This is a genomic window from Rhizobium sp. UFLA01-1127 (genome assembly GCF_059803845.1).
In genome coordinates this window covers 1-26,336 of record NZ_JAUQTZ010000041.1, presented here as the reverse complement: position 1 = coordinate 26,336, position 26,336 = coordinate 1, and the positions used below count along the sequence as shown (strand labels likewise).

Here is a 26,336-nt window from a genome sequence, read left to right as displayed (position 1 = left end):
TCGCTCGACCGAAATTTGATCATGACAAGACAATCCAAATCCGCTAATAGACCGGACGACGTTTTATGCGTTTAGCATTTCCATGCTCTTAGCATATGTCAATCCTGCGTTCCCTGCCATGCGGCAATGGATATCACGAAGACGTGATCCCCAAGCCTTCATGGAGCAAAATCCGGGATTGGCAGCAGCTTCGCATAGGACTACAGACCGGCTGATCGCGCCCTACAGCGTCGCGCGTCACATGTGACGCGCAAAGTCGCTGCAGCACTTTCAGTCTGCTGCATAATTCCTTAAACCGGAATCGATGTAAGGAATTATGCAGTGGGCGGCAGCCTTCCCGAAGACAGACCCATCAAGGCGGATGCCTATGAATCGCATCGTTCCGTTGATCCTCGCCGTCGCACTCTTCATGGAACAGATGGATTCCACGGTTATCGCCACAGCGCTGCCGGCGATCGCCAACGACCTCCATGTCGGTCCGATCACGCTGAAGCTGGCGTTGACCTCCTATATGGTATCGCTTGCAGTGTTCATCCCGATCAGCGGCTGGATGGCGGATCGCTTCGGCGCGAAGAACATCTTCCGCGTCGCCATCTGCGTCTTCGTCATCGGTTCCATCATGTGCGCCTTTTCCGGCGGCTTGCTCGAATTCGTCTTCGCCCGCTTCCTGCAGGGTGTCGGCGGCTCGATGATGACGCCGGTCGGGCGCCTCGTACTGGTGCGCACCACGCAGAAAAGCGATCTAGTTTCGGCCATGGCTCTGCTTTCCATTCCCGCACTGGTCGGCCCGCTCGCCGGCCCGCCGCTCGGCGGTTTCATCACCACCTATGCCTCCTGGCACTGGATCTTTCTGATCAATGTGCCCGTCGGCATCGTCGGGGTCATCCTGTCGTCGATCTTCCTGCCCGACGTGGAAGCGACCATGCCGCCGAAGCTCGATTTTATCGGCTTTCTTCTGACATCGTTCGCCGCCTCCGGCGTTGTCTTCGGCATGTCCGTCATCAGCCTGCCGGCATTGCCGCCGATCGTCGGCATCTCTGCCGTCGTTATCGGCTTTGTCTGCGGCTTCCTCTATATCGGCCATGCGCGCCGGCATCCGGCACCGATCCTCGACCTGTCGCTGCTGAAGAATGCCACCTTCCGCGCCTCGGTGACCGGCGGCACGCTGTTCCGTATCTGCATCGGCGCCATGCCCTTCCTGACGCCGCTGATGCTGCAGCTCGGCTTCGGTCTCAATCCGTTCCAGTCCGGCCTCATCACCTTTGCCGGTGCGATCGGCGCGATTACTACCAAGTTCATCGCCCGCCGCGTCTTCACCGCCGTCGGCTTCAAGGCAGCGCTGCTTTCGGCGGCAGCTATTACGACCATCACCACGATCTGCACCGGCTTTTTCCAGCCCTGGACGTCGCATCTCATCATCGTCGGCGTCCTGCTGATCGGCGGCTTCTCTCGCTCGTTCTTCTTCACCGGCATCAATGCGCTTGCCTTCGCGGATATCAGCGACAAGCAAGCAAGCCAGGCAACCTCGATGAGCTCCGTCATGCAGCAGATCAGCCTTGCGCTCGGTGTGGCCGTCGCCGCCATGATCCTCGAAGCCTCGACATTCTTCGGCGGTACGGAACTGCAGGTACGCGATTTCCACATCGCCTTCTTCTGCATCTCCATCCTGACCGTGCTTGCGACCATCCCTTTCATCCGGATGGATCGCAGCGCCGGCGCCATGGTTTCCGGCCACAAGGCTGGTCTCAAGCGGGTTGCGGCGCTGCAGCCGCAGGTGCAGCAGCCAGCCGCCAAGTGACGATGCAATTTTCGTTACGCTTCAGCGAGACCGCAGCATAACAAGGGTTTCGCCGATTTATCGATGGGGAACCGCCGGATTTAACGAACGGCTGCGGATTGCTCTTCTTCCGTTTCGGCGTCCGGCTTGCGGCCCTTGAAGCCTTTCGCCAGCAGGAACATTTCCACCGACTCGGCTCTGGATGCGCCCGGCTTCACATGGATGACCTGACGGAAATTCTGCTTGAGGAAAGTCAGAAGATCGCGCTCCGTGCCGCCCTGGAAGGTCTTGGCAAGGAAATGCCCGCCTTCGGCCAGTACCTCGACGGCGAAATGCGCCGCGACTTCGCAGAGGTGCATGGTCCGCAGGTGATCGGTGCGATGATGGCCCGTCGTCGGTGCAGCCATGTCGGAGATGACGAGATCCGGCGTGCCGCCGACGGCATCGACCAGCCGCTGCGGCGCTTGCGGATCAAGGAAATCGAGCTGCAGGATACTGACGCCGGGGATCGGCGCCATTTCGAGAAAGTCGATGGCGGCGACGCGGATATCCTCTTCGGTCGAATCGGTCACCTTGGCGGCGATCTGCGACCAGCTGCCCGGAGCAGCGCCCAAATCGATGATACGGCGCGCGCCCTTCAGGATGTGATGCTTCTCGTCGATCTCCAGCAGCTTGAAGGCTGCGCGGGCGCGGTAGCCTTCAAGCTGGGCGCGCTGCACATAGGGATCGTTGATATGCCGCTGCAGCCATTGGCGCGACGAAGCCTTCAGCTTCTTTTTCTTGACGCGCTGGCCGAGCTTGCGGCCCGTGCGGTTGCCGGCGATGGTTGGCTTGGTCACGTCTGCGGCCCCTTCATATCCCTCGGTCGATGACCCCGGCGCGAGCGGCCCCGCCGCCACACTCCATCGTCTGCCATCATGTCGGTCAGCAGCCCCTCGCGCAGGCCGCGATCGGCAACGCGCATGCGCGGGCTCGGCCAGCGGCGGCGGATCGCCTCCAGAATGGCGCATCCCGCCAGAACCAGATCGGCACGGTCCGGTCCGATGCAGGGATTGGCGGCGCGGCCGGCAAAATCCCAGGATAGGAGCTTGGCCTGCATCGCGCTCACTTCGTCATCCGAAAGCCAGACGCCGTCGACGCGGCGCCGGTCGTAGCGCGGCAGATCGAGATGGACACCGGCAAGCGTCGTTACCGTGCCCGAAGTGCCGATCAGATGAAAATCGCCGCTGTCGCGCGCGGCGCCGTGCACCGGCGGGCAATCGAAACGCTCGAGCATGCGTTCGACCTCGCATACCATGGTCTCGAACAGCTCCGGCGTCACGTCGCGTCCGCCATGCCGCTCCGAGAGCGTCACGACGCCGACAGGCAGGGAGGTCCAATGGGTGATGTGATTGGCAAGGCGGCTGGAGCGATTTTCGCCGATCCGGATGACAGCGATTTCCGAAGAGCCGCCGCCGATATCGAACAGCACGACCGATCGCGCCTCCGGCCCGACGAGAGACGAGCAGCCAGAGACGGCAAGCCGCGCTTCGGTTTCGCGGTCGATGATCTCCAGCCGCAGTCCCGTCTCTTCCGTCACTCTTGCAAGGAACGCTTCGCCATTGTCGGCAGCGCGGCAGGCTTCGGTGGCGATCAGCCGCATGCGGCGGATTTCCCGGGTCTTCAGCTTGGCCGCGCAGATACGCAGCGCTTCCACTGCCCGGTCCATGGCGTCGCTCGACAGGCGCCCGCTGGCACCAAGCCCTTCGCCCAGGCGCACGATGCGGGAAAAGGCATCGACGACGCGGAACTGCCCCGGGCGGGTCGGCTGCGCGATCAGAAGGCGGCAATTGTTGGTGCCGAGATCGAGGGCGGCATAAAGGTCGAGCGGGCGGGAATCGGCGTCGGCATGGTGCTGCTGACCCTGCCCTTCACGCCGCGGCTGCGATTGCCGGTTCTGACGATGATCATCATGTGCCGCGACGTGCGCGTTCGCGGACGTATCTGCGGGAGCGACGATCTGCGCCGTTTTCTCATGCGCCAACGGCCGGCCTTGCAGGCCACGCTTGCTGCGATGCTTGCGCCGATTCTTGCCGCTCTTGTGCGAAGATGATGGATGGCCATGCTCCGGCGAAGCGCGATGCTCTGCCGGTGCCGAAAGCTGTTGTGTCTGTGAAGCAGGCTGCACGACACCCGGGGCGGCGCCGCGGGCACGACGCCGGCGCTTGCGCTTTCTGGCCGGTGAACCGGCCTCATCCTCTGCTGGGCGTTGTGCCACCTGGCTGGACTTGCCTGCCTGGCTGGCCTCCGCAGAATGAACGTTCGGGCGGCCATGGCCGCGCTTACGCTTCGCGCGCCGGGAGGATTTACCCTTCCTGCGCTCTGCTGACGACGCCCCGTTTGCCTGCGGCGCTGGGCCGCTGTCGGGGTCACTCACGTATCTTTTCCACCGCGCCGCGCAAGGCCTTTGGGGCATGCTGCTGGCGTTCGTTCGATTTTCGTTGGGCAGAGAATACCAGCAGGATGGGTTTTCGCCAAATTCTTTTTGGCTCACGCCAATTTGGCGCCGGCAGAAGCAGCCGTCAGGCGATCAGATGAGCTCTGACATCAGTCGCAAGTTGCTGCATCCGGTCGATCGGCGCGTGGCCGATCAGCATGAAGGCATGGGTCGGGCTCGACCAATAGACGATATTCATACCCCGGCGATTTTCCATGTCCGGCGGCGCCGCACCCTTGGAGGATTGAACGATGCAAAGTGCCATCGGGCCGCTTTCCGGATCGAGATAGGCGATCTGCGCGAGCGGCTTGCTGTCGTAATTCAGGATCTGAGCACGCTTGAACTCGACACCCGGCATGGTAATCGCTTCCGGCGCCAGCGAGAGCCTCAGCCTGCTGCCGACCTCATCCAACTGCGCGGCCTGCTGCGCATGGTCGCCGGCCGGCGCGTTCAGCGTATCCGCCGTGTAGAGCGAAAGATATTCGGCAACCACGGCACGCCATTCGCTATCCTCATCCGGCTTTGAAAGCCGGCGGCCGATGCCGATTACAGCGCGGTCGACGGCGATGGCAGCTACGAAGCTGGCGGCGACCGCCGCAAGAAAGCCGCGGCGACCGATGCCGGCAGCGTGCATCTTGGGTTTTTCGGTTGTTGGAATAGCAGCAAGCATGGCTTCCAGCTGCGCGGCAGGGGCCTCGGCGAGTATCGGCTCGAACGCCATCTTGAAGGGCAACGCGCTATGCGACAGAAAATCGAAACGCTCCGCCACACGCTCGTCATCGGCGATCAATCGTTCGATCCTCCTACGGTCGGCGGCATCGAGCTCGCCATCGATGAAGGCGGTGAGCTGCTCGTCTGTGACCATCTGTCCTTTGTTCAATTCACTCATTGCCATTCCCCAGTCGCCCGCCTCCGGACGCTTTTCCGTCGGCCGCCACCCTCATTCCATCCGCCAGCTTCGCCCGCGCCGCCGCCAGCCGGCTCATGACGGTGCCGATCGGTACCTCCAGAACCTCGGCCACTTCGCGATAGGAAAGCCCCTCGACATAGGCCAGGAACACGGCGGTCCGCTGAGCTTCCGGCAGCGCCTGCACGCGCTGCAACACCTGCCCGGCCAGGATATGCGTTTCGGTTTCCTGCGCGCCATCGAAAACCAGCGTCTCGTCGGCATCGACGAAGCCCTGCCCCATGCGCACCCGGCGCGAACGGACCTCGTTCAGCCATATCGAGTGGAGGATGGCAAACAGCCAGCGATCCAGCCGCGTACCCGATGTGAACTGCGCCGCCCGTTCCAAGGCCCTGACGCAGGTCGCCTGAACGAGATCGTCGGCGACGTCCCGCTGGCGCGACAACACCACGCCGTAGCGCCACAGCCGCGTCAGGTGCTGGGACAGGCCTGCCCTGATGTCCTCTTCGCTCGCTATGACACCCTCCGCCGCGTTCGCATGTCGCGGAGCCACCGACCTTTTCGGCGGCTCCGTTGCCGTCAGACTATAGGCGGAAATCGCGCCACGAGCGACCGGTATCACTCCCATATCCCTCGCAAAGCTCCCTGCCTAAAGTCTTCATCACCGACCTGAACCCGTAATCACAGGCTAGACGGGTTCATGATCGCAGCGTGAAGATCGCGATATTCCTCGCAGCTCGTATTGCCGCAGAGCGTCTTGATCGTGTTCAACTGGTCCTTTGCCAAATCCATCTGACCCTTGATGACATAGGCTTCGCCGAGATATTCACGAACCAGCGTATACTTCGGGTCCATGGCGACGGACTTCTGGTAATAGGAGATGCCTTCATCCGTGCGGCCGAGCTTGCGGGTGACGTAGCCACGATAGTTCAGCGCTTCTGCCGTATTCGGGTTCTCCATCGTATCCAGAACAGCCAGAGCTTCCTCATAACGATGATCCTTCTTGGCCAGCGAATAAGCGTAATCGGCGCGATTCTCGTCGGTGACGTTGGCGCCCTGCTGCTTGACGCATTTCTTCGCCTTCTGATCGTAGATCTCGCCCTTCTTGCAGGTCGGCGTCGTGCTCGAATCGTCGCCGGCGGCGAAGACGGGGACGGCGAAGGCGCCGAGGGTCAGGCTTGCGCCGAGGGCAATGGAAGCCAGGCGGAATACTTTGGTCGTCATGGGATGTCTCCTTGGCAAAATGAACGTTGCGAGAGGAGAACACACCGCCCGCACCTTTTATTCGGACTGGTCCTAGATTTTTTTGGCGCATCGCATGCTATGGCACCGTCACTCTTTCGTGACCGCTCCGGCATCGAATAGACCGTCGTCATCGCGTGTTTCCGTCACATGCCCCTCAAGGACAACAGGTGAAACTCGTGACCGATACCGTCAAACTTCTAAGCCTCGCCGTTGCAACACCCGACAACATCATCCTTCAAACGGACGCCGCCGAGACGGCGGGCCGCCTGTTCTCGGACCGCTTTCAGGATTTCAAATATCTTGCCCGCGTCTTTGAAAGCACCGGAATTCGCAAGCGCCATGTGGCAAGACCGCTTTCCTGGTTCGAAGAACCGCATGGCTGGCAGGACCGCATGACCGCCTATACCGAAGTCGCGTCCGAACTTTTCCGCCGTACCGCAACCAAGGCGCTGCAACGCGCCGGCATTGAGGCCCGCCAGGTGGATTGCATCGTCACGGCTTCATCCACCGGGCTTGCAACGCCGAGCCTTGAGGCGCGGCTCGCCGGCGAGATGGGCTTCCGCCGCGACATCGAGCGCGTACCGATTTTCGGGCTCGGCTGCGCGGCGGGCGTATCCGGCCTGGCCGTTGCGGCGAGGCTGGCCAGGAGCCGGCCAGGCGCCGTCGTGCTCTTCGTTGCGGTCGAACTCTGCTCGCTTGCCTTCCGCCTGGACGAGCTGACCCGCCCCAACATCATTGCCACCGCGCTGTTCGGCGATGGAGGAGCGGCCTGCGTGCTGCAGGCAGGCGAAAGCGGCATTGCGGAGATCGAATCGTCAGGCGAACATCTCTTTCCCGACAGTCTCGGCATCATGGGCTGGAAGATCGACGATAGCGGCTTCGGCATCGTGCTCGAACAATCTCTGCCGGTCTTCGCCGAAACACATCTCAGGAGCGCCGTTGCCGGCATTCTGGAACGATCCCGGCTTTTGATCGCGGATATCGGCCGCTTCATCTGCCATCCCGGCGGAGCCAAGGTGCTGACAGCGCTCGAGAGCGCACTCGGCCTCGAAGAAGGATCGCTCGATATCGAGCGTGAAGTGATCGGCGACTATGGCAACATGTCCTCCCCCACCGTGTTCTTCGTACTGGAGCGCGCAATCGCCGCTGGATTGCCTGAGCGTTCCGCACTGCTCGCCATGGGGCCAGGATTTTCGGCAAGCTGCATCACCCTGAAGAGGGCCGCATGATGCTGTGGCCGTCGATCGCGCTTCTTGCTTTCGTGACGCTGCAGCGGCTGGCGGAGCTCGCCTATTCCAGGCACAACACCACGGCCCTGCTTGCCCGCGGCGCCAGGGAACATGCGCCGGAACACTATCCCTTCATGGTGGCGATGCACTCGGCCTGGCTGATTGGATTGTGGCTCTTCGCCGTCGGCCGGCCGGTCGATCCCATCTGGTTCCTGCTCTTCATGGCTCTGCAGGGAGTACGTCTCTGGGTTCTGGCGACACTGAAGGACCGATGGACGACGCGCATCATCGTTCTGCCGGGCGCGGCTCTCGTGACCAAAGGCCCCTATCGCTTCCTCAGCCACCCCAACTATGCAGTCGTCAGCGGCGAGATCGCGGTGCTGCCGCTCGCCTTCGGCCTGCCACTCTACGCCCTGATCTTCTCGGTGCTGAACGGCATCATTCTTGCGATCCGCATCCGCGCCGAAAATGCCTGCCTGAAACAGAGTGCGGCCTAACGGCATTTTTCAATTGCGCCGCTGAAATTTGGCAGGCATTTTCGATGCTTACAGCGCGGTCCCGGCTATGCATAAGGACAGGGCGGCAATGCAATGAGCATGCGGATGGCAGGGTAATATGACAAAGGACTCAATCGTTCTCGGTGCAGGCATCGTCGGCGTTTCGACGGCAATCCATCTGCAGCGACGGGGGCGGCAGGTCATTCTTGTCGACAGGAAAGAGCCCGGCCGGGAAACATCCTTCGGCAATGCCGGCCTTATCCAGCGCGAGGGGGTCGTGCCCTACGGCTTTCCGCAGCAATTCGGCCTGCTGCTGCGCTATGCCTTCAACAACCGCATCGACGCGCACTACCATTTGCGGGCGCTGCCCGTGCAAATCGCCTTCCTCGCGCGCTATTGGTGGAACTCCAACACCAAGCGTCACGAGATGATTTCGCGCGCCTATGCGCCGCTGATCGAGCATTCCGTCAGCGAGCACAACGATCTCATCGAAGCCTCCCATGCCGAGGAGCTCATTCGCAAGAACGGCTGGGTGGAACTGTTCCGCTCGAACGAGAAGCGCGATGCCGAGTTTGCCGAAGCCGAACGCCTCAACCGCGAATTCGGGATCGGCTACGATGCCTTGAGCAGTACGGAGCTTGCCGCCGCCGAGCCGCATCTCAGGGGCAGCTTTGCCGGTGCGCTTCGCTGGCGCGATCCATGGTCGGTACTGGACCCGCATGGGCTGACCGCAGCCTATCGCCGCTATTTCGAAAGCATAGGCGGCCGCGTGACGACTGGGGATGCCGTCTCCCTCGGCATGGCCGGCAAAGCCTGGAGAATGGTGACAGCGGAAGGATCGGTCGAGGCGGAGGATGTCGTCGTGGCGCTCGGCCCCTGGGCCGATGTCGTGACGAAACGCTTCGGCTACGCCTTTCCGCTCGGCGTCAAGCGCGGCTATCACATGCATTATGCGGCTGAAGGCAATGCCGTCCTCAACAACTGGACGCTGGACGCCGAGCGCGGCTACCTGCTGGCGCCGATGAGCCGCGGCATTCGACTGACCACCGGCGCGGAATTCGCCTTGCGCGATGCGCCGAAGACGCCGGTGCAGCTCGACCGTGCCGAGGCCGTCGCGCGGGCCACCTTCCCGCTCGGCGACCGGCTCGACCCGGAACCCTGGATGGGCGCCCGCCCCTGCACGCCCGACATGATGCCGATCATCGGCAAGGCACCACGGCACAACGGCCTGTGGTTCGCCTTCGGCCACGCCCATCACGGCCTGACGCTCGGACCGGTGACAGGGCGCGTGCTCGCCGAGCTCATCACCGGGGAAAAGCCCTTCATCGATATCTCAGCCTATGCGCCGGACCGATTTGCGCCCTGAATTGCTTCAGAGAATCGCCTTGAGGCTTTTGACGGAAGCCTCGACAATACCTTCGATCGTGTCATCGATATCGACGGTCACGACACCGGGTTCGCCGGTCGGCACTTCCAGCGTCTGCAGCTGGCTTTCGAGCAGCGACGCCGGCATGAAATGCCCTTTTCGTTCGCCCATGCGCTTCGTCAGCAGCTCTTTCGAGCCTTCGAGATAGATGAAATAGAGATGGCCGCCGGCTGCGGCCCGCAGGCGCTCGCGATAGACGCGCTTCAGCGCCGAGCAGGTCACGACCACCCCCTCGTCTTTCGCAAGACTTGCCGAAATTTCCTGGCCGATCTTTTCCAGCCAGGGCCAGCGATCCTCGTCTGTCAGGGGGACGCCCTTGCTCATCTTCTCGACATTGGCGGCCGGATGCAGCGCGTCGCCTTCGATGAAATGGATGCCGAGCTTGGCCGCCACACCTTCGCCGATCGAGGATTTGCCGCTGCCGCTCACGCCCATGACGATGATGGCAAGGGGGGGTTCTTGATTATCGCGCATAGGGCCTGTCCGGATTGATTGATTTCAAATCGGGCAGGACCGCTCTCCAGATCTGCCCGATTCATAACTTGGATCAATCCAGCGGAAAGAAACAGGAAAATTTATGCGTTCCCTCACCCGCCAGTTCCGGCGTGACCTGCCGGCACTTGTCCTGGGCGCGCCAGCAGCGCGGATTGAAGTGGCACCCCTTCGGCGGGTTGAGCGGCGACGGCAGCTCGCCCTGCAGACGGATGCGGTTCTTCTCGCGCTCGGGATCGGCGATCGGCGTTGCCGACAGAAGGGCGGCCGTATAGGGATGCCGCGGCCGGTTGAAGACTTCTTCCGCCGTGCCGGTTTCGACCGGGCGCCCGAGATACATCACCATCACGTCGTCGGCGATATGGCGGACGACGGAAAGGCCATGCGAGATGAAGAGATAGGCAAGGCCCATCTCCTTCTGCAGGTCCATCAGGAGGTTGAGCACCTGGGCCTGGATCGACAGATCGAGCGCGGAGACCGGCTCGTCGAGCACCAGCACCTTCGGCCGCAGCATCAGGGCGCGCGCAATGGCGATGCGCTGGCGCTGGCCGCCGGAGAACATGTGCGGATAGCGATCATAATGTTCGGGACGCAGGCCGACACGCGCCATCATCTCCTCCGCCTTGCGGCGGCGGGTGGCGGCATCGTCATCCGTGTTGATCTTCAGCGGCTCTTCCAGGATGGAGCCGACCTTCTGGCGCGGGTTGAGCGAGCCATAGGGGTTCTGGAAGACGATCTGCACGGCGCTGCGCAGGCTGCGGTCGCCGAGCTTGGCCGGCTTGCCGTCGATCAGCAATTCGCCTGCCGTCGGATTTTCGATCATCGTCACCAGGCGGGCGAGCGTCGACTTGCCGCAGCCGGATTCGCCGACGACGGCAAGCGTGCGGCCAGACTGCAGGCTGAAACTGACGCCGTTCAATGCCTTGACGGTCGCCTCGGGTTTGAAGCTGCCGCGCTTGACGGTGTAGAAGCGGGCGAGATCGCGCCCTTCGAGAACAGCACCGGTCATGCGGCACCTCCTGCTTTCTGCTTGGTGGCAATGCCGGGGTGACCGAGCGGTTTGCCATGTTCCAGCGGATAGTTGCAAAGGGTCTGGCCGAGTTCGCTGCCCTGACGCTTGACGCCCCTGTCGCATTCCGGCGTAGCGAAAGAACAACGCGGCGCAAAGAGGCATCCCGTCGGACGATCGTGCTGACCGGGAACGACGCCGGCGATCGACGGCAGGCGCTCGCCGACTTCGGCGCGCTCCGGCAGAGCTGACAGAAGGGCCGCCGTATAGGGATGATGCGGATCGCGGAACAGCTCCTTGACGGGCTGCTCCTCGACCTTCTGGCCGGCATATTGCACCTGCACGCGCTCTGCCGTTTCGGCAACGACGCCCATGTCATGGGTGATGAGCACGAGCGCCATGCCCTGCTCCCTTTGCAGGCGCACGAGCAGATCGAGGATCTGCGCCTGGATCGTCACGTCGAGCGCGGTCGTCGGCTCGTCGGCGATCAGAAGCTTCGGATTGCAGGCGAGCGCCATGGCGATCATGACGCGCTGGCTCATGCCGCCGGACATCTGATGCGGGAAATTCGACAGCCGATCCTCGGGCGCGGGAATACCGACCAGATTCAGAAGCTCGATCGAGCGCTCTCGGCGCGCCTTGCGACCCAGGCCCATATGGATGCGCAGGGTCTCGCTGAGCTGGAAGCCGACCGTGAAGCACGGATTGAGGCTCGACATCGGCTCCTGGAAGATCATCGCCATGTCCTTGCCGATGATCTTGCGGCGCTGGCGGGCGGAAATGCCGCGCAGATCCTTGCCATCGAACATCATGCGGTCGGCGGTGATCTTCGCCGTCCAGGGCAGCAGGCCCATCATGGCGAGCATGGAGACCGATTTGCCGGAACCGGATTCGCCGACGATCGAGAGGATTTCCCCCTTGTCGCAGGTGAGCGAAACGCCATCGACCGCACGGAACAGGCCGGACGACGTCTGGAATTCAACGGATAGGTTTTCAATATCGAGGAGTGCCATTACGACCTCTTCAGCTTCGGGTCGAACGCATCGCGCAGGCCGTCGCCCATCAGATTGATGGCGAGCACCGTGATCAGGATGCAAAGACCGGGGAAAGTAACGAGCCAAGGGTTGCTCTGGAAGAATTCACGCGAATCCGCGAGCATGGTGCCCCATTCCGGCGTCGGCGGCTGGGCGCCCTGGCCGAGGAAGCCGAGAGCGGCCGCATCGAGAATCGCGGCCGAGAAGGCAAGCGTCGCCTGGACGATCAGCGGCCCCAGACAGTTCGGCAGGATCGTCTTGAACATCAGCCGCAGCGGACCGGCACCGGCAACGCGCGAGGCGATGACATATTCCTTGTCGCGTTCGGCCATGACGGATGCGCGCGTCAGACGAACGAAATGTGGCTGGTTGACGATCGAGATCGCGATCATCGCATTGGTCAGGCCCGGGCCGAGGATTGCCACCAGCACCAGGGCAAGCAGCAATGACGGGATGGCAAGGATGATGTCCATGATGCGCATGATGATCGTATCGGTGCGGCCGCGGACATAGCCGGCGACAAGGCCGATCAGGATGCCGGCAAGCGCCGAGAGCGAAGCGACGACGAGACCGATGAACAGCGAGAACCGCGTGCCATAGATGAGACGCGACAGAAGATCGCGACCATTGGCATCGGTGCCGAGCAGGAAGCTGCCGTTGCTGCCCTCCGCCCAGGCCGGCGGCAGGCGCTGCATGTCACTGCCGTAAGCGGCATCGGGATTGTGAGGCGCCACGACGCCGGCGAAGATCGCCAGAAACAGGACGAAGAGAAAGATCGCAAGGCCGATGACGGCACCCTTGTTGCGAGAGAAATAGTACCAGAACTCCGCAAGAGCGGAGGGGCGGTCGGATTTGACGCTAACCGTTTTGACGCTAACCGTGCTCATGGGCCGCTCCTAGTGACGAATGCGTGGATTGACGAAGCCGTAGAGCAGGTCGACAGCGAGATTGACGAGCATGACGATGCCGGCGATCAGCAACAGGCCGCCCTGCACCACCGGATAGTCGCGCTTGAAGACGGCATCGATCATCCATTTGCCGATGCCCGGCCAGGAGAAGATGCTTTCCGTCAGGATAGCGCCGCCGAGCAGCACGCCAACCTGCAGGCCGATCGTGGTGATGACGGGGATCATGGCGTTGCGCAGCGCATGTACCGAAACGACGCGCAGCGGCGACAGGCCCTTGGAGCGGGCGGTGCGGACATAATCCTCGCCGAGCACTTCAAGCATCGCCGAGCGCGTCTGGCGCGCGATGACGGCCAGCGGGATGGTGCCAAGCACGACGGTCGGCAGGATCAGCGAATTCAGAGCGGACCAGAAGGCGCCCTTCTGACCGGACAGGAGGCTGTCGATCAGCATGAAGCCGGTGATCGGCTTGAAGAAATAGACGAGGCCGATGCGGCCCGAAACCGGCGTCCAGTGCAGATAGCCGTTGAAGACGATGATGAGCAGCAGGCCCCACCAGAAGATCGGCATGGAATAGCCGACCAGCGCCACGCCCATAACCGTCTGGTCGAACCATGTCCCTCGCTTGACGGCAGCGAAAACGCCGGCCGGAATGCCAAGGCAGATCGCCAGGATCATGGCGCAGATCGACAGCTCGAGCGTTGCGGGGAAGAAGGTCAGGAAGTCGGTCAGCACGTCACGCTTGGTGGTGATCGAAGTGCCGAGATCGCCGTGCAGGGCGTTCCAGATGTATTTGCCATACTGGATGATCATCGGCTGGTCGTAGCCGAGGTCGTGCGAGATCTGCGCGTGGCGTTCCGGCGACATGACGCGTTCGCCCGACAGCAGCATGACAGGATCGCCGGGAAGCAGGCGGATGAAGGAGAAGGCGACGATCGATACGCCGAGGAATGTCGGGATCAGCACCGCAAGGCGGCTGAAAAGAAATCGCAACATGGCAGATGTCCAAATTTTTCCGGCGGTCAGGCAAAATGCCTGACCGCCGGGTCGCCCGGGCCTAGCCGGGCATTCTCACAGATTTTTCGTTATTCGGCGATATCGACGCCGTCGAAGCGGTGAACGCCGACCGGGTCCTGATGGTAACCGGAGACATTCTTCGTCATCGGGACGAACTCTTCCGAATGATCGATGGTCATCCAGGGTGCTTCGCGCTTGAAGACGACCTGAGCCTGTTCGTAGAGCTTGGTGCGTTCCTTGACGTCCGAGGTCTGCTTGGCCTTCTTCACCAGGTCGTCGAACTCCTTGTTGCACCACTGCGCGCGGTTGTTGCCGCCGACGGCATCGCAGCCGAGCAGGGTGTCGAGGAAGTTGTCCGGATCGCCGTTGTCGCCGGTCCAGCCGAGGATGGCGGCACCGTCACGGTCCTTGGCGGAAGAAAGCTTCAGGTACTGAGCCCAGTCATAGGTGATGATCTCGACCTTGACGCCGATCTTGGCAAGGTCAGCCTGCATCAATTCGGCGGCGCGGCGAGCGTTCAGCATGTACGGACGCGAAACCGGCATAGCCCAGATCTTCATGCTGAGATCCTTGACCCCAGCCTTTTCAAGCATCTTCTTGGCTTCTTCCGGATTATAGGCGTCATCCTTGATGTCCTTGTTGTAGGACCACATGGTCGGCGGGATCGGGTTGCTCGCAACCGTGCCGGAACCCTGGAAGACGGCATCGACGATGGCCTGTTTGTTGACGGCCATGTTGATCGCCTTGCGCACCTCGACCTTGTCGAACGGAGCAACCATGGTGTTGTAAGCGAGGTAGGAAACGTTCAGACCAGCCTGCTCGAGAACCTTGAGGTTCTTGTCAGCCTTGAGGTCCTTGATATCGGCCGCATTCGGGTACGGCATGATGTTGCACTCGCCCGACTTCAGCTTCTGCGCGCGCACGGAGGCGTCCGGCGTGATCGCGAAGACGAGATCGTCGATCTTTTCCTTGCCCTTGAAATAGGTTTCGTTCGCCTTGTAACGGATGACGGCGTCCGGCTGGTAGGCAACGAAGGTGAATGCGCCAGTGCCGAGCGGCTGCTGGTTCATCTGCTCCATCTTCTTGTCGGCCTGCAGCTTGTCTGCATATTCCTTCGACAGGATCGAGGCGAAGTCCATCGCCAGATCGGCGAGGAAGGGAGCTTCCGGGCGGTTCAGGACGAACTTGACGGTGAGGTCGTCAACCTTGTCGATCGACTTTATGAGCTTCGGGAAGCCCATGCCATCGGCGTATTCGTAGGAGCCACCGGCGACATACTTTGCCCACGGGCTGTCGGTGCCGAGCTGGCGGCCGATCGAGAAGATGACATCGTCGGCATTCAGATCACGCGTCGGCGTGAAGAAGTCGGTGGTCTGGAACTTCACGCCCTTGCGAAGCTTGAAGGTGTATTCCCTGCCGTCGGGTGAAATGGTCCAGCTTTCGGCGAGGCCCGGTTCAATCTCGGTGCTGCCGTGCTTGAACTCGACCAGACGGCTGTAGACCGTACGCGATGATGCATCGAAGGTATTGCCTCCCGTGTAGATTCCCGGATCGAAACCTTCCGGCGAGCTCTCCGAGCAATAGACAAGCGTTTTCGACCAGGCGGACGTAGCCATGACGGACGTCAAGGCCGTCACTGCCAGCAGGACAGAAATCTTTTTCATGATATCGTTTCCCAGGTTTGTTATTCTTTTGAAGCCGTGGACACCACCAGAGGTTCCCATCCGGATCGCGCCGATGGAACTTTATTTTAAGTTTGAAAGCAACAAGCGCCGCCCAAAATTCTTCTAATTTGTGGAGTTTGGAAATTTTCGGGCGAAAAAACCTTTGAATTGGTAATATTCTGGCAAAAATTTGCTTACCTTTGGCAGATTCAGAATGATTTGACATTTTACTCTTGCGATCCGCGAACCGTTTACTGCCCGCATAGGAGGCAAAATAAACGAAAATCCGCAGCTACCGGAGGCAACTGCGGACCAAGAATAAAGCGTAACAGAGGTGCCCGATCAGGCAGCCGGCGCTGCGATCGCCGGCTTCTTGGCGATTGCCTTGCGATCCTGGCCGGTCAGGCCGAGCAGGAAGTTGATCTGCGGCCGCGCCTTGACGAGATCGTCGATGGAATATTCCGTCAAAACGTCGAAGAAGGCGTTCAGCGCCTTGCGCAACGCCGAATTGAGGCCGCAGCTGTCAACCAGCGGACATTCCACCACGCCATCCTCGAAGCACTCCGCCATGGCGAAGCTGTCCTCGGTCACGCGAACGACGTCGAAAAGGCTGATATCGGTCGCGGGCTTTGCCAGGCGCACGCCGCCATTGCGGCCACGCACCGTTTCGACGAGACCTGCCTTGGTCAACGGCTGCAAAATCTTGAAGAGGAACAGCTCGGAAACATTGTATGCCTTCGCGATCTCGGGGATGCGGCTCAGATGGCCTTCATTGGCACCGCAATACATCAACATGCGCACGGCGTAATTGGTCTGTTTCGTCAAGCGCATGCCGATCTCCTGACATCAAGGCTGCTTAGGGGCTGGACCCGTATATAGTGGCTTTCTTAGTTTTGAACAATTCCAAAATATGAAATTCATATTCACGTTATTTCGAAAGCCTCAGGCTTCTCACCCGTCCGGCATCGTCTTCTTCACCTTCAGCTCCTTCACGTAATCGAGGATCGCCTGCTTGCGCTCTGGTGTCCCCGGATGGGTTGAGAGTATGCTGGTGCTGCCATGATCGCCGAGTTTCGTTTCGAGGATATCGAAAAACCGCGATAGCGCCGTCGGATCCATGCCCGCCGCCTGCATCAGTTCGACGGAGCGGCGATCGGCCTGGGCCTCGGCTTCGCGAGAATAGGAAAGCGCAAGCAGGCCGCCACCTTGCGTCAACAGATCCTGAATGCCAGAGCCTACGTCGCCGGCGATCAGGAGCACGAGACCTGCAACACCCGCAGCACGATAAAGCTGACGCAGGCTGTGCTTGTATTCGACGTGACCGATCTCATGGCCGAGCACGGCGATAATCATCTCCTTATCGCCGCCGGCAAGTTCGACCAATTGGTCGGTCAGAACAAGGCTGCCGTCCGGCAGAGCGAAGGCGTTCGGGCCTATAAGGCCGCCATCGCGGAAAATCAGATGGTAACGGCCAGCACCGCCTTCCGCATTCGCGGCTATTCTGGCGAAATCATCGCGAATTTCCGTCTGCTGTGCCGCCGGTAGCTTACTGGGACCGAGGGTCACTTGGTCCAATGTCTTCAGCGTCCCCGCCGACATCATCTCCGGCACTATCGGCGGCGTCACCACGACAGCAAGCTCGACCAGAATCGGCAGGGCATAGCGATAGATGGTCGAGGCAAGGACGAACGTCGCGAGAGCAAAGGCGATCAATCGGGGACGAACGATCTCAAGCCCATGAATGAAACCGCTGCGTCCCTCGCCGCGGCTTCGCAGGTAAGCATCGACAGCGTCATTATCGCGGGTCTCAAAAACCGATTCATTCCCGAACGCAATGCGACGCGGGATGGAGCCGACGCGCTGGCTGACCTCGATATCCGAGCGAATACCCCAGACAAGCCGCTTGTCTTCCGCACCCTCTTCTGACGAGATCACGATGAGAGACCCACCGATATCCATCAGCCGGGACGGAACCTCCCGGCTGGAATGCGGCGGATGCCAGATGCCCGTCGCGATCGTCTTCGGATCAGAAGCCAAAGTCGAATCCATCGAAATCGAGATATTCCGCACTGATCGCGCTGCCGGTCGAGCGGATCTGGTCGAAGACGACGCCGATCTCGCCGTCAACGCTGATCGCGGTATGCTCCGCGAGGAACTGTTGCATGCGCACCGCCGCCCAGGGACGCATCAATCCGAGAGTTAACAGGGTGACGACGACATTGGAAATCGCAATCCACGCATAGCGGCGGCGACCGAGGTCGCTTTTGAGCTGATGGCGATGATCGACCGTTGCGGCCGACCAGATGACGTTGCGGATCGACGCCCGGTAGTAGAGGCCAGCAAATACATATGCGAATAGGCCAGCGACAGCTCCCACATGCGCCGAACTGAGGCCTGCACGGGCTGAATTTACCACAACGCCGTGGAGACCAGCGGCGGCAGCAAAGCCAAACACCAGGCCTCCGCCGATGGCGATTGCGATCATGGCTCCGAAAACCTTGTAGAGCGCGCCCAATCTCGGCTCGGTGGAGAACGGTCGATCGCCATAGCGCAGATTGTCGAAAATATATTTGTAGAACCAGCGGCTTGCGACCGGAGACAATAACCCAAGCGATATCACCGTTATAACGGCACCAAAAAAGATCGCCTTGAACGCACCGCCATAGGTGCCGACGAAATCGAAGCGCGCATTTCGGTAGCTCGTCACCCGCGCATTGAACCTCAGTCCACGCATGAGGAACCACGGAAACACGACCAGCATGACGGGCCAAAGCGCCAGCAATGCCAATGGTGCCAAATGGGAGAGGACATTTATCGCGATCAAAAAGCCGAAGACGATCAACCGTCCGATCAGTATCTGCTTGCCCCTGGCATGATACTCGAAGTTATGGCCCAGAATGACCGTATTGCCGTAGAAATACCGGTTGCGCCGAACTTTCGCCCAAGCCGAATAAATGCCCAGAGTGACGATCGTCAGGAGAATGTTGACGATCCAAATGCCGAAATATTCCGAAGCGTTGCCGGTAAAGGAAGCCCTTTGGAAAAAGGGGCTTCCGCCCAGCGGATAATCTTGCTCAACAACTGCCATGTTCTATTCCCCTACCCCACAAGAGGACGAGCGCTCCCACGGCATTCCACGTAAGCACCAGCCGCTGGGCGACGTGTTTGCGCGACACGTCACTCGCCTTAGCATTGCATTTGAGATCAGGAAAGCGACCGCCAATCAATGGAAAAATACAGGCTCGCCGCACTTGAGGCGCGAACGATCAATTTGCCCGCAAGACTGCAACCTTAATGCCACAACGGCGCCAATTCACTTATGGCGCAGACACCCATACCGCCATTTCACAGCCGCCCGGTTCGCGGAAATGAAATCTCCTGCCGCCGGGAAAATCGAAGGCTGGCCGGGTGATGACGCCGCCGGCGAACTCGACGGCGCGCTGAGCTGCTGCCAGATCGGTGGTGCGCACAACAGGCAGCGGTGCTCCGGTCGCCTCCGCAGCATCGCCCTGGATGCCGGCGTCGATGCCGGCAGCCTCAATGGCATGATAGGTCGGCCCATAGCTGACGAAACTCCAATCGAAAGCCTCCTCAAAGAAGCGCCGGGTCTTCAGGCCGTCTTTCGACGGAAATTCGAGATAGTCGATCTGATAGGTTGCGGACATCGCGCGGCCCTCTCTATGTTCCTGTTTTGTTCTTAAACAAAAACCACAGCTTAGGCAAGATGACTCCATCGAAAACAAACACAACAAAAAAACCGCCGCCCGAAACGTTCCGGACGGCGGTCGATATGACTGAGTACGGTGATGCTTACTTCATCGTCGGCATGACGAATTCGGCGCCATCCTTGATGCCGGACGGCCAGCGGGCGGTGATCGTCTTCGTACGCGTCCAGAACTTGATCGAGTCCGTGCCGTGCTGATTGAGATCACCGAAGCTCGAAGCCTTCCAGCCGCCGAAAGAGTGATAGGCAAGCGGAACCGGGATCGGAACATTGACGCCGATCATGCCGATATTGATGCGCGAGGCGAAATCGCGGGCCGCATCGCCGTCACGGGTGTAGATGGCAACGCCGTTGCCGTATTCGTGCTTCATCGGCAGATCGAGAGCTTCTTCGTAATTCTTGGCGCGAACGACGGAGAGAACCGGCCCGAAGATCTCGGTCTTGTAGATGTCCATCTCAGGCTTGACGTGGTCGAACAGCGTGCCGCCGACGAAATAGCCGTCCTCATAGCCCTGCAGCTTGAAGCCGCGGCCATCCACCACCAGCTTTGCACCTTCTTCGACGCCGCGGTCGATCAGGCCGTTGACGCGGTTATAGGCGTCCTTGGTGACGAGCGGGCCTAGGTCGGCCTTATCGTCGGTATAGGGGCCGATGCGCAGGGATTCGATCTTCGGCACCAGCTTCTCGACGAGGCGGTTGGCCGTGTCTTCACCGACCGGGACTGCAACCGATACCGCCATGCAGCGCTCGCCGGCCGAACCGTAGCCGGCGCCCATCAGAGCATTGACGGCCTGGTCCATATCGGCGTCGGGCATGATGATCATGTGGTTCTTGGCGCCGCCGAAGCACTGGGCGCGCTTGCCGTTCATGGCAGCCGTGCCGTAGACGTAGCGGGCGATCGGCGTGGAGCCGACGAAGGAAACGGCGGCGATGTCCGGATCGGTCAGGATGGCGTCCACGGCCGCCTTGTCGCCATTGACGACGTTGAGGATGCCTGCGGGCAGGCCGGCTTCGATCATGAGTTCGGCCAGACGCAGCGGCACCGACGGGTCGCGCTCGGACGGCTTCAGGATAAAGGCGTTGCCGCAGGCGATTGCCGGGGCGAACATCCACATCGGGATCATGGCCGGAAAATTGAACGGCGTGATGCCGGCACCGACGCCGACCGGCTGGCGGATGGAGTACATGTCGATCGCCGGACCGGCGCCTTCGGTGAACTCACCCTTCTGCAGATGCGGAATGCCGCAGACGAATTCGCAGACTTCGAGGCCGCGAAGAACGTCGCCCTTGGAATCCTCGACAGTCTTGCCGTGCTCCTTGGAAAGCAGCGTGGCGAGCTCGTCCATGTTCTTGTTCAGAAGCTCGACGAACTTGAAGAAGACGCGGGCGCGGCGCTGCGGATTGGTAGCGGCCCACTTGGGCTGTGCGGCCTTCGCATTTTCGACGGCTGCGCGGATTTCCTCGACGCTGGCGAGCGCGACAGTCGCCTGCATTTCGCCGGTTGCCGGATTGTAAACCTTGCTGCTGCGCCCGCTCGTGCCGGCGACGTGCTTGCCGCCGATGAAATGACCAATCTCACGCATGGATGTGCCTCCTCGTTTTCTTCGATGATGACAGGATGGCACTTCAATTTACACAAATCAATGAGCTGCTATAAGCAACCGTTGTGCAAAAATTAAAGTCCTTCTTGTGCAAGAGAGGATATGCAAATGGATTGGGATGACGTCCGCATGTTTCTGGCCGTGGCCCGCACGGGCCAGATCCTGGCCGCTTCGAAACGGCTGGGGGTCAACCACGCCACTCTCTCCCGCCGGGTGACGACACTGGAGGAAAGATTGAAGACGCGGTTGCTGGTGCGCCGCACCAATGGCTGCGACCTTACGGCGGAAGGCGAGATCTTCCTGCATGCGGCGGAACGTATGGAAACGGAGATGCTGCGCGCGCAGGCCAGCGTCGGTCATCTCGACAGCGCCATCACAGGGACCGTGCGGATCGGCGCGCCCGACGGGTTCGGCGTCTCCTTCCTCGCGCCGCGGCTCGGGCGCCTGATCGCCCGCTATCCGGAGCTGCGCATACAGCTCGTGCCCGTCCCCCGCTCCTTCTCGCTGTCGCAGCGCGAAGCGGATATCGCGATCACGCTGGAACGGCCCGAGCAGGGCCGCCTGGTTTCATCCAAGCTGACGGACTATACGCTCGGGCTCTATGCTTCGAAAGCCTATCTGGAACAGGCCGGGTTGCCCGACAGCGTCGAAGCCTTGAAGCTGCATCCCCGCGTCGGCTATGTTGAAGACCTGATCTTCACGGCTTCGCTGAATTTTTCCGGCGAGATCATGCGAAGCTGGGACGCCTCCTTCGAAATCTCTACCTCGATCGGCCAGACGGAAGCGGTGCGCTCCGGCGCGGGCATCGGCATTCTGCACGATTACATCGCCAGGCAGTTTCAGGAGTTGACGCGAATCCTGCCCGATGTCTCCATCAAGCGCGCTTATTGGACCACCTATCATGAAAGCGCCCGCGACCTGGTACGTGTGCGCACCGTCGCGGATTTTCTGCAGGAGCTGGTGAGCGAGGAGCGGCGGATATTCTTGTGACATGACGCGTGCGGATTGCGCCCATAACTGGCAGGTGCTTATCCTCACAAACATCATGGCATCAAGGTGCTCCACCAGGATGGCGGATGCGGCAGCGCCGAGACCGCCGCATGTTTCGGCGGCTCCTCGTTCTCGTCGGGATTGGGAACGGGAATTTCATCCGGCAACCTGTCCGGATCCGGCTCCTCGACCGGCGGCTTCGGCGCCCAGCCCGGTTCCGGTATCGGAGGCGTCTCTGGGATCGGCTCGTTCGGTACAGACATGCCCGCTCCTTTCGTGTCATTGCCGATATGGACACAACGACGAGCGATACGGAGGGTTCCAAGATAAATTTCCATATGTGACCCGAGCGCCGCGGTATCCGGCCGCCGGCGCCCGACTGCCCACCCTTGCTGCTGGACAATGGCCGGACCCGGCCTATTATTTCAGGGAGATCAGGGAGCCAGGACGATGAGCGACAAGAAGCAGCAGAAGCCCAGCGAAAAAGAACACAAGGAGCAGGACGATTATCTGGAGGAAGCGCTGGAAGAGACTTTTCCGGCGAGCGATCCGATATCGCCTGGCCATGTATCGAAGAAGCCTCAAGATAAGAAATAGACCCGCGAGGCCACAGGCATCGACGGCGTCCTCTAACGGACGGAAGAGGAGGGAATGGTACGGTTGAGTGGGGTCGAACCACTGACCTCAGGTGCCACAAACCTGCGCTCTAACCAACTGAGCTACAACCGCACATGCTCGCGTTGCCGCGACAACGGGGGTCACATACGAGGACTTTGAAATTATTTCAAGTCCTATCTCCCCGCAATATAAAAAAGCTTTGCAGATATCCAAATGATGATGCGCGGCCGGATACCGCCCAAGCCGGCTTGCGCCGAAATGAAAAGTCCCGCCCCAGGCTTTCACCTGGGAACGGGACGTTCGTGCCTTGGGAGACTTGTCGAAAACGATCAGGCCTTGAAGGAGGCCATTGCCTTTTCAGCGGCGTCCTTGGCGGGCTTTGCCAGCTTTTCGGCAACCTTCTTGGTGGTGTCCTGAATGGACTTGGCCTGCTCGACGGTGACTTCTGCTTGCTTGCGGATGAAAGCGGTCTGAAGTTCGAAGAGTTCGGCAACGGACTTGACGCGAAGCAGGGCTTCCATGTGGGCAAGCGAGCTTTCGGCATTGGTGCGCAGAACGTCGATCGCCTTGAGGCCGATTTCTACGGAACCAGCCTGTGCGGTCTGCACGGTTGCTTCAACCGTCTTGCTTGCTTCCTCGGTCGCAGCCTTGAGCTTTGCGAAGGCTTCCTTGGACTGGGCAGCACCCTTTTCCGCGAACTCGCGGAAGGTCTCGGAGACCTTGGACGGATCGAATGCAGCCGTTGAAAAAACGTCGTCTTTCTTTACAGTAGCCATGATTACGCTCCTAAAAAGGCCCTCTCTGAGGCGCCCATCGTGAACCTGTGTGAGGCCTATATAATATAAATGATTGTGCAGCGCAACATATTTGTGCGCCGCACAAGACGTTAACCTTTCCGGCCGAAAAATGGGCCTTTCGCTGGACCGAAAAGCAGGGCGCCGTTATTAATAAACCGTTAAATCAAGAGAGGCGGTCACGCCCGCAAAACAGGTTGGAAAATGCCCGCAATTCAATACCCGTTCATTGACATTGCCGTGCATCCTTGCGTTCGGGAGCGTTTCGCGCGCGGTGAAGCCATGGTCATGTTCTCGACCGGCATGGATCGTGTGCTTTGGGCAAACGGCGCCGGCGCCAACCTCTTCGGCTATGACGTCATTTACGATTTTGTCGAGCAAGGACCGAAATCCGGCGACGTCTCGTTCCGCCAGATCGAGGCAACAGCGCGTGGCCTCGGCGCGGTCGGCGACCAGCGCACATTCCTGATCCGCATGGCTTCCGGCTTCCAGCGGGCCGTCGTCAACGCAGCCGTCGAGCTCATCCGCATCCAGGCTGGCGAAGAGGCCGTATTGTTTTCCTCTCCAGTCTCCTCGAAACCGCTCGCAGCAGCCGAATGCGCCAAGCGCATGATCGACGGTTTCGACGACCCAGATACCCATATCGCCGTCATCGGCCGTGACGGCGAAATCGTTACCGCATCTGCCGGCTTCAGAACGCTCGGCGTAACGCCGCAGACGGCGCGGATGCTGACGACCATGGCCGGTGCTCAGCCTGACCGGCTGATCAAGCGGCCGATCCCGACCGGGCGCGGCTACCTGCCCGCAGCCATCGGCAAGCTCTCGGAAATTCCGGCCCTGCATCTGCTGTTCGTGGTGGAGACGGTGCTTGGCCATCTAGACCCGACGGAAAGCCTTGCCGAGGAACCTCGCCCCGCGGCAATGGTCGAGCCGCAGGCGGAGGAAGCCCGCAAGGAGCTCGAAGCAGCGGCGGCGGACGAGGAGCCGAAAACAGCTCCGACCGCCCCCTTCGGCGACGTCATCGACGCCGTTGCAGGCATCGAGGAGCTGGACGAGACGCCGGAATATCAGGCGGACGAGCAACAGGAGACGGCTCCGGCCGCCGAAAGTTCGAACGAAGGAGAGGCGCCTGCGCCGCTCGAAGACGCATCGGAAGCTGGCGCTCGAACCGGAGAGCAGCCCGCCCCGACGGCCAGCAAAGAGACGACCGCAGCAACCGAACCAGTTTCGTCGGATATTCCGGCCGATATTGAGAGCACGCCGGCGGAAGGTTTCAGCTTCAAACGAAACGGACGCGCTACCCGTTTCGTCTGGAAAATCGATGCTGCGGGTCATTTCAGCGAGGTTTCGCGCGAATTCGCCGATGCCGTGGGACCGCGTGCCGCCCAGATCGCCGGCAGGGCCTTTGCCGATGTTGCCCGCAGTTTCAATCTCGATCCGGACGGCAAGATTGCGGAACTACTGGCGCGGCGCGATACATGGTCCGGCCGCACGATCTACTGGCCGGTGGAAGGCACGAGCCTGACAGTACCGGTCGATCTCGCCGCCCTGCCGACCTATACGCGCAGCCGCGAATTCGACGGTTTCAGGGGCTTCGGCGTCGTCCGCATGGCAGATGCGATCGAAGATCCGATGAAACGCGGCATGGCTCTCCATGGGCGGGAAGCCGATACGGCTGTTCCCGTTGACGAGCCCGCTCCGAAAGAAGCAGCAGCGCCGAACGAGCGACCAGCTCACGAACAGGAAGAAACATCGGCCGCGGCGGAGAAGGTCGAAAGCTCGTCGCAGGGTGCGGCAGAGGCCCCCGCCACGCATCATGAACCGCCCGCGCTGCGGATTTCCGAAACGCCGGACCGTCGCGAATCGGACAAGGTTGTGCGCCTGCACGAGCGCAGGGCATCGATGCAGGCCGGCCTTTCGCTCAGCGAGCAGGCTGCCTTCCGCGAGATCGCGCGGCAGCTGGAGCCCTTCGGCAAGCGCACGGAACCGCCTGCGGAGCAGCTTCCCGAAGAGCCGCATGAAGACGATGCCGGTATCTCTCCACAACCGAACGCGGCCGACGAAATTCTGTCCGATGCAACGGAAGCAGCGGCTGAAGGTGGTCATGCGGAGGGGCGGACGCACAATGACGATGCGGAGCAAGCCCCCGAGCAGCGGTCACCTGTCCGCGCTGCGGAGGACTCCGAAACCAGGGACCGGACAAACGCAACCGCTGGCTCCGTTCCGTCCGAAGTTTCTGCGCCACTGTTCGAACCAGAAGAGGATTTCGATCCGCTCGATGTCCTGAGCAACACCATTCCGCCGCGCGTGAAGATGCGTACCGGCCTCTCGCCCGATATCGTCGACCAGCTGCCGCTCGCCATCCTTGTCCACGCCGGCGATCGCCTGATCCACGGCAATCCGGAATTCCTGCGGCTGACCGGCTATGACAGCCTTGAAGGTCTCGAACAGGTCGGCGGGCTGGACGCGCTGCTGCAGCGCAATGATCTGGAGGGCAAGACCGAGCAGCCGGGCACGATGATGGTCGTGCGTGCCGACGATGCGCTGGTGCCGGTGACAGCCCGGCTGCAATCGATCCGCTGGGAAGACGGCACGGCCTTGATGCTGGCGCTGATGCCGGTGGAAGGGAGCGAGCCGTCTGCCCCGCCACAGCCGGTTGCAGAGGAAGCGCGTCCCGAACGCATTCTCGAAAAAGTCGCGAAGCTGCAGGTCGAGATCGAGGAGCTGCGCTCGACGCTCGAGACGGCAACGGACGGCGTGATCATCATCGGCCAGGACGGAGAAATCCGTTCGATGAACCGCTCGGCTAGCGCCCTCTTCAATTATGACGACCAGGAAACGCGCGGCAAACCCTTCGTCATGCTGTTTGCCCATGAGAGCCAGAAGGCTGTGCTCGATTATCTCGGCGGCCTTTCCGGCCACGGCGTCGCC

General features: G+C 61.0%; 25 protein-coding genes and 1 tRNA gene. 7 read left to right on the top strand and 19 right to left on the bottom strand.

From position 1 onward, the window contains the following. Window positions 1-367: 367 nt before the first annotated feature. Window positions 368-1,798, top strand: coding sequence for an MFS transporter (locus tag Q4Q11_RS12845; protein ID WP_112513321.1), 1,431 nt, complete (start codon window positions 368-370; stop codon window positions 1,796-1,798). An 80-nt stretch (window positions 1,799-1,878) separates the two neighbouring features. On the opposite strand, the gene Q4Q11_RS12840 is transcribed toward Q4Q11_RS12845, so the two are convergent. The 5 genes from Q4Q11_RS12840 to Q4Q11_RS12820 all read right to left on the bottom strand — a co-directional run bounded on the left by Q4Q11_RS12840 (window position 1,879) and on the right by Q4Q11_RS12820 (window position 6,384). Further along, window positions 1,879-2,616 (bottom strand): RlmE family RNA methyltransferase, encoded by a 738-nt coding sequence (locus Q4Q11_RS12840; RefSeq protein WP_113213848.1) that lies wholly within the window; start codon window positions 2,614-2,616, stop codon window positions 1,879-1,881. Further along, entirely contained in the window at window positions 2,613-4,193 is a 1,581-nt protein-coding gene (locus tag Q4Q11_RS12835) for a Ppx/GppA phosphatase family protein (RefSeq protein ID WP_498569703.1), read from the bottom strand. Before Q4Q11_RS12835 ends, Q4Q11_RS12840 begins: the two co-directional genes overlap by 4 nt. A gap of 145 nt (window positions 4,194-4,338) precedes the next feature. Further along, window positions 4,339-5,142: an anti-sigma factor family protein gene (locus tag Q4Q11_RS12830; RefSeq protein ID WP_498569702.1), complete on the bottom strand. Its 804-nt coding sequence runs from the start codon at window positions 5,140-5,142 to the stop codon at window positions 4,339-4,341. Further along, window positions 5,135-5,779, bottom strand: coding sequence for an RNA polymerase sigma factor (locus Q4Q11_RS12825; protein WP_498569713.1), 645 nt, complete (start codon window positions 5,777-5,779; stop codon window positions 5,135-5,137). The genes Q4Q11_RS12830 and Q4Q11_RS12825 overlap by 8 nt, the downstream gene beginning before the upstream one ends. Window positions 5,780-5,841: 62 nt before the next feature. Next, window positions 5,842-6,384, bottom strand: a complete 543-nt coding sequence (locus Q4Q11_RS12820) for a hypothetical protein (protein ID WP_112513324.1) — start codon at window positions 6,382-6,384, stop codon at window positions 5,842-5,844. Window positions 6,385-6,581: 197 nt separating this feature from the next. On the opposite strand from Q4Q11_RS12820, the gene Q4Q11_RS12815 reads away from it, so the two are divergent. The 3 genes from Q4Q11_RS12815 to Q4Q11_RS12805 all read left to right on the top strand — a co-directional run bounded on the left by Q4Q11_RS12815 (window position 6,582) and on the right by Q4Q11_RS12805 (window position 9,497). Beyond that, entirely contained in the window at window positions 6,582-7,634 is a 1,053-nt protein-coding gene (locus tag Q4Q11_RS12815; RefSeq protein WP_498569712.1) for a type III polyketide synthase, read from the top strand. After that, a complete protein-coding gene (locus tag Q4Q11_RS12810) occupies window positions 7,634-8,131 on the top strand; it encodes an isoprenylcysteine carboxyl methyltransferase family protein (RefSeq protein ID WP_498569711.1) in 498 nt (165 codons plus the stop codon). The genes Q4Q11_RS12815 and Q4Q11_RS12810 overlap by 1 nt, the downstream gene beginning before the upstream one ends. A gap of 118 nt (window positions 8,132-8,249) precedes the next feature. Then, a complete protein-coding gene (locus tag Q4Q11_RS12805) occupies window positions 8,250-9,497 on the top strand; it encodes an NAD(P)/FAD-dependent oxidoreductase (RefSeq protein WP_498569701.1) in 1,248 nt (415 codons plus the stop codon). 6 nt (window positions 9,498-9,503) lie between these two features. Here the strand turns inward: Q4Q11_RS12805 and Q4Q11_RS12800 are convergent, their stop codons facing one another. The 11 genes from Q4Q11_RS12800 to Q4Q11_RS12750 all read right to left on the bottom strand — a co-directional run bounded on the left by Q4Q11_RS12800 (window position 9,504) and on the right by Q4Q11_RS12750 (window position 20,985). Further along, a complete protein-coding gene (locus Q4Q11_RS12800; RefSeq protein WP_498569700.1) occupies window positions 9,504-10,031 on the bottom strand; it encodes a gluconokinase in 528 nt (175 codons plus the stop codon). A gap of 73 nt (window positions 10,032-10,104) precedes the next feature. After that, on the bottom strand, window positions 10,105-11,058 hold the full coding sequence (locus Q4Q11_RS12795; RefSeq protein ID WP_112513007.1) for a peptide ABC transporter ATP-binding protein: 954 nt from the start codon (window positions 11,056-11,058) through the stop codon (window positions 10,105-10,107). Then, window positions 11,055-12,071 carry an ABC transporter ATP-binding protein gene (locus Q4Q11_RS12790; protein ID WP_498569699.1) on the bottom strand — a complete coding sequence of 339 codons (1,017 nt, stop codon included), beginning with the start codon at window positions 12,069-12,071 and terminating at the stop codon, window positions 11,055-11,057. Before Q4Q11_RS12790 ends, Q4Q11_RS12795 begins: the two co-directional genes overlap by 4 nt. Then, window positions 12,071-12,979 (bottom strand): ABC transporter permease subunit, encoded by a 909-nt coding sequence (locus tag Q4Q11_RS12785; RefSeq protein WP_113213854.1) that lies wholly within the window; start codon window positions 12,977-12,979, stop codon window positions 12,071-12,073. Before Q4Q11_RS12785 ends, Q4Q11_RS12790 begins: the two co-directional genes overlap by 1 nt. Window positions 12,980-12,988: 9 nt before the next feature. Further along, the gene (locus tag Q4Q11_RS12780; RefSeq protein ID WP_112513010.1) at window positions 12,989-13,993 is read right to left on the bottom strand and encodes an ABC transporter permease subunit; all 1,005 of its coding nucleotides are present in this window, start codon (window positions 13,991-13,993) and stop codon (window positions 12,989-12,991) included. An 89-nt stretch (window positions 13,994-14,082) separates the two neighbouring features. Further along, window positions 14,083-15,678, bottom strand: coding sequence for an ABC transporter substrate-binding protein (locus Q4Q11_RS12775; RefSeq protein WP_498569698.1), 1,596 nt, complete (start codon window positions 15,676-15,678; stop codon window positions 14,083-14,085). Window positions 15,679-16,020: 342 nt separating this feature from the next. Beyond that, window positions 16,021-16,509, bottom strand: coding sequence for an iron-responsive transcriptional regulator RirA (gene rirA, locus Q4Q11_RS12770; protein WP_112513012.1), 489 nt, complete (start codon window positions 16,507-16,509; stop codon window positions 16,021-16,023). Between the two features lie 120 nt (window positions 16,510-16,629). Continuing rightward, window positions 16,630-17,715 (bottom strand): M48 family metallopeptidase, encoded by a 1,086-nt coding sequence (locus Q4Q11_RS12765; protein ID WP_498569697.1) that lies wholly within the window; start codon window positions 17,713-17,715, stop codon window positions 16,630-16,632. After that, on the bottom strand, window positions 17,705-18,766 hold the full coding sequence (locus tag Q4Q11_RS12760; RefSeq protein ID WP_498569696.1) for a YjgN family protein: 1,062 nt from the start codon (window positions 18,764-18,766) through the stop codon (window positions 17,705-17,707). The genes Q4Q11_RS12765 and Q4Q11_RS12760 overlap by 11 nt, the downstream gene beginning before the upstream one ends. Window positions 18,767-18,995: 229 nt before the next feature. After that, entirely contained in the window at window positions 18,996-19,343 is a 348-nt protein-coding gene (locus tag Q4Q11_RS12755; RefSeq protein WP_112513015.1) for a VOC family protein, read from the bottom strand. 145 nt (window positions 19,344-19,488) lie between these two features. After that, entirely contained in the window at window positions 19,489-20,985 is a 1,497-nt protein-coding gene (locus Q4Q11_RS12750) for a CoA-acylating methylmalonate-semialdehyde dehydrogenase (RefSeq protein WP_112513016.1), read from the bottom strand. 126 nt (window positions 20,986-21,111) lie between these two features. Here Q4Q11_RS12750 and Q4Q11_RS12745 point away from each other — a divergent pair, with 126 nt between their 5' ends. After that, window positions 21,112-21,993, top strand: a complete 882-nt coding sequence (locus Q4Q11_RS12745) for a LysR family transcriptional regulator (protein ID WP_112513017.1) — start codon at window positions 21,112-21,114, stop codon at window positions 21,991-21,993. Between the two features lie 53 nt (window positions 21,994-22,046). On the opposite strand, the gene Q4Q11_RS12740 is transcribed toward Q4Q11_RS12745, so the two are convergent. Then, window positions 22,047-22,256, bottom strand: coding sequence for a hypothetical protein (locus Q4Q11_RS12740; RefSeq protein ID WP_112513018.1), 210 nt, complete (start codon window positions 22,254-22,256; stop codon window positions 22,047-22,049). Between the two features lie 187 nt (window positions 22,257-22,443). On the opposite strand from Q4Q11_RS12740, the gene Q4Q11_RS12735 reads away from it, so the two are divergent. Then, window positions 22,444-22,590 (top strand): hypothetical protein, encoded by a 147-nt coding sequence (locus tag Q4Q11_RS12735; RefSeq protein WP_498569695.1) that lies wholly within the window; start codon window positions 22,444-22,446, stop codon window positions 22,588-22,590. A 55-nt stretch (window positions 22,591-22,645) separates the two neighbouring features. Here the strand turns inward: Q4Q11_RS12735 and Q4Q11_RS12730 are convergent. After that, window positions 22,646-22,722, bottom strand: a tRNA-His gene (locus Q4Q11_RS12730). Between the two features lie 218 nt (window positions 22,723-22,940). Beyond that, a complete protein-coding gene (locus Q4Q11_RS12725; RefSeq protein WP_112513019.1) occupies window positions 22,941-23,387 on the bottom strand; it encodes a phasin in 447 nt (148 codons plus the stop codon). A 222-nt stretch (window positions 23,388-23,609) separates the two neighbouring features. Here Q4Q11_RS12725 and Q4Q11_RS12720 point away from each other — a divergent pair. Beyond that, window positions 23,610-26,336: PAS domain-containing protein (locus tag Q4Q11_RS12720; RefSeq protein WP_498569694.1), on the top strand; the 2,727-nt coding region annotated here is incomplete at its 3' end.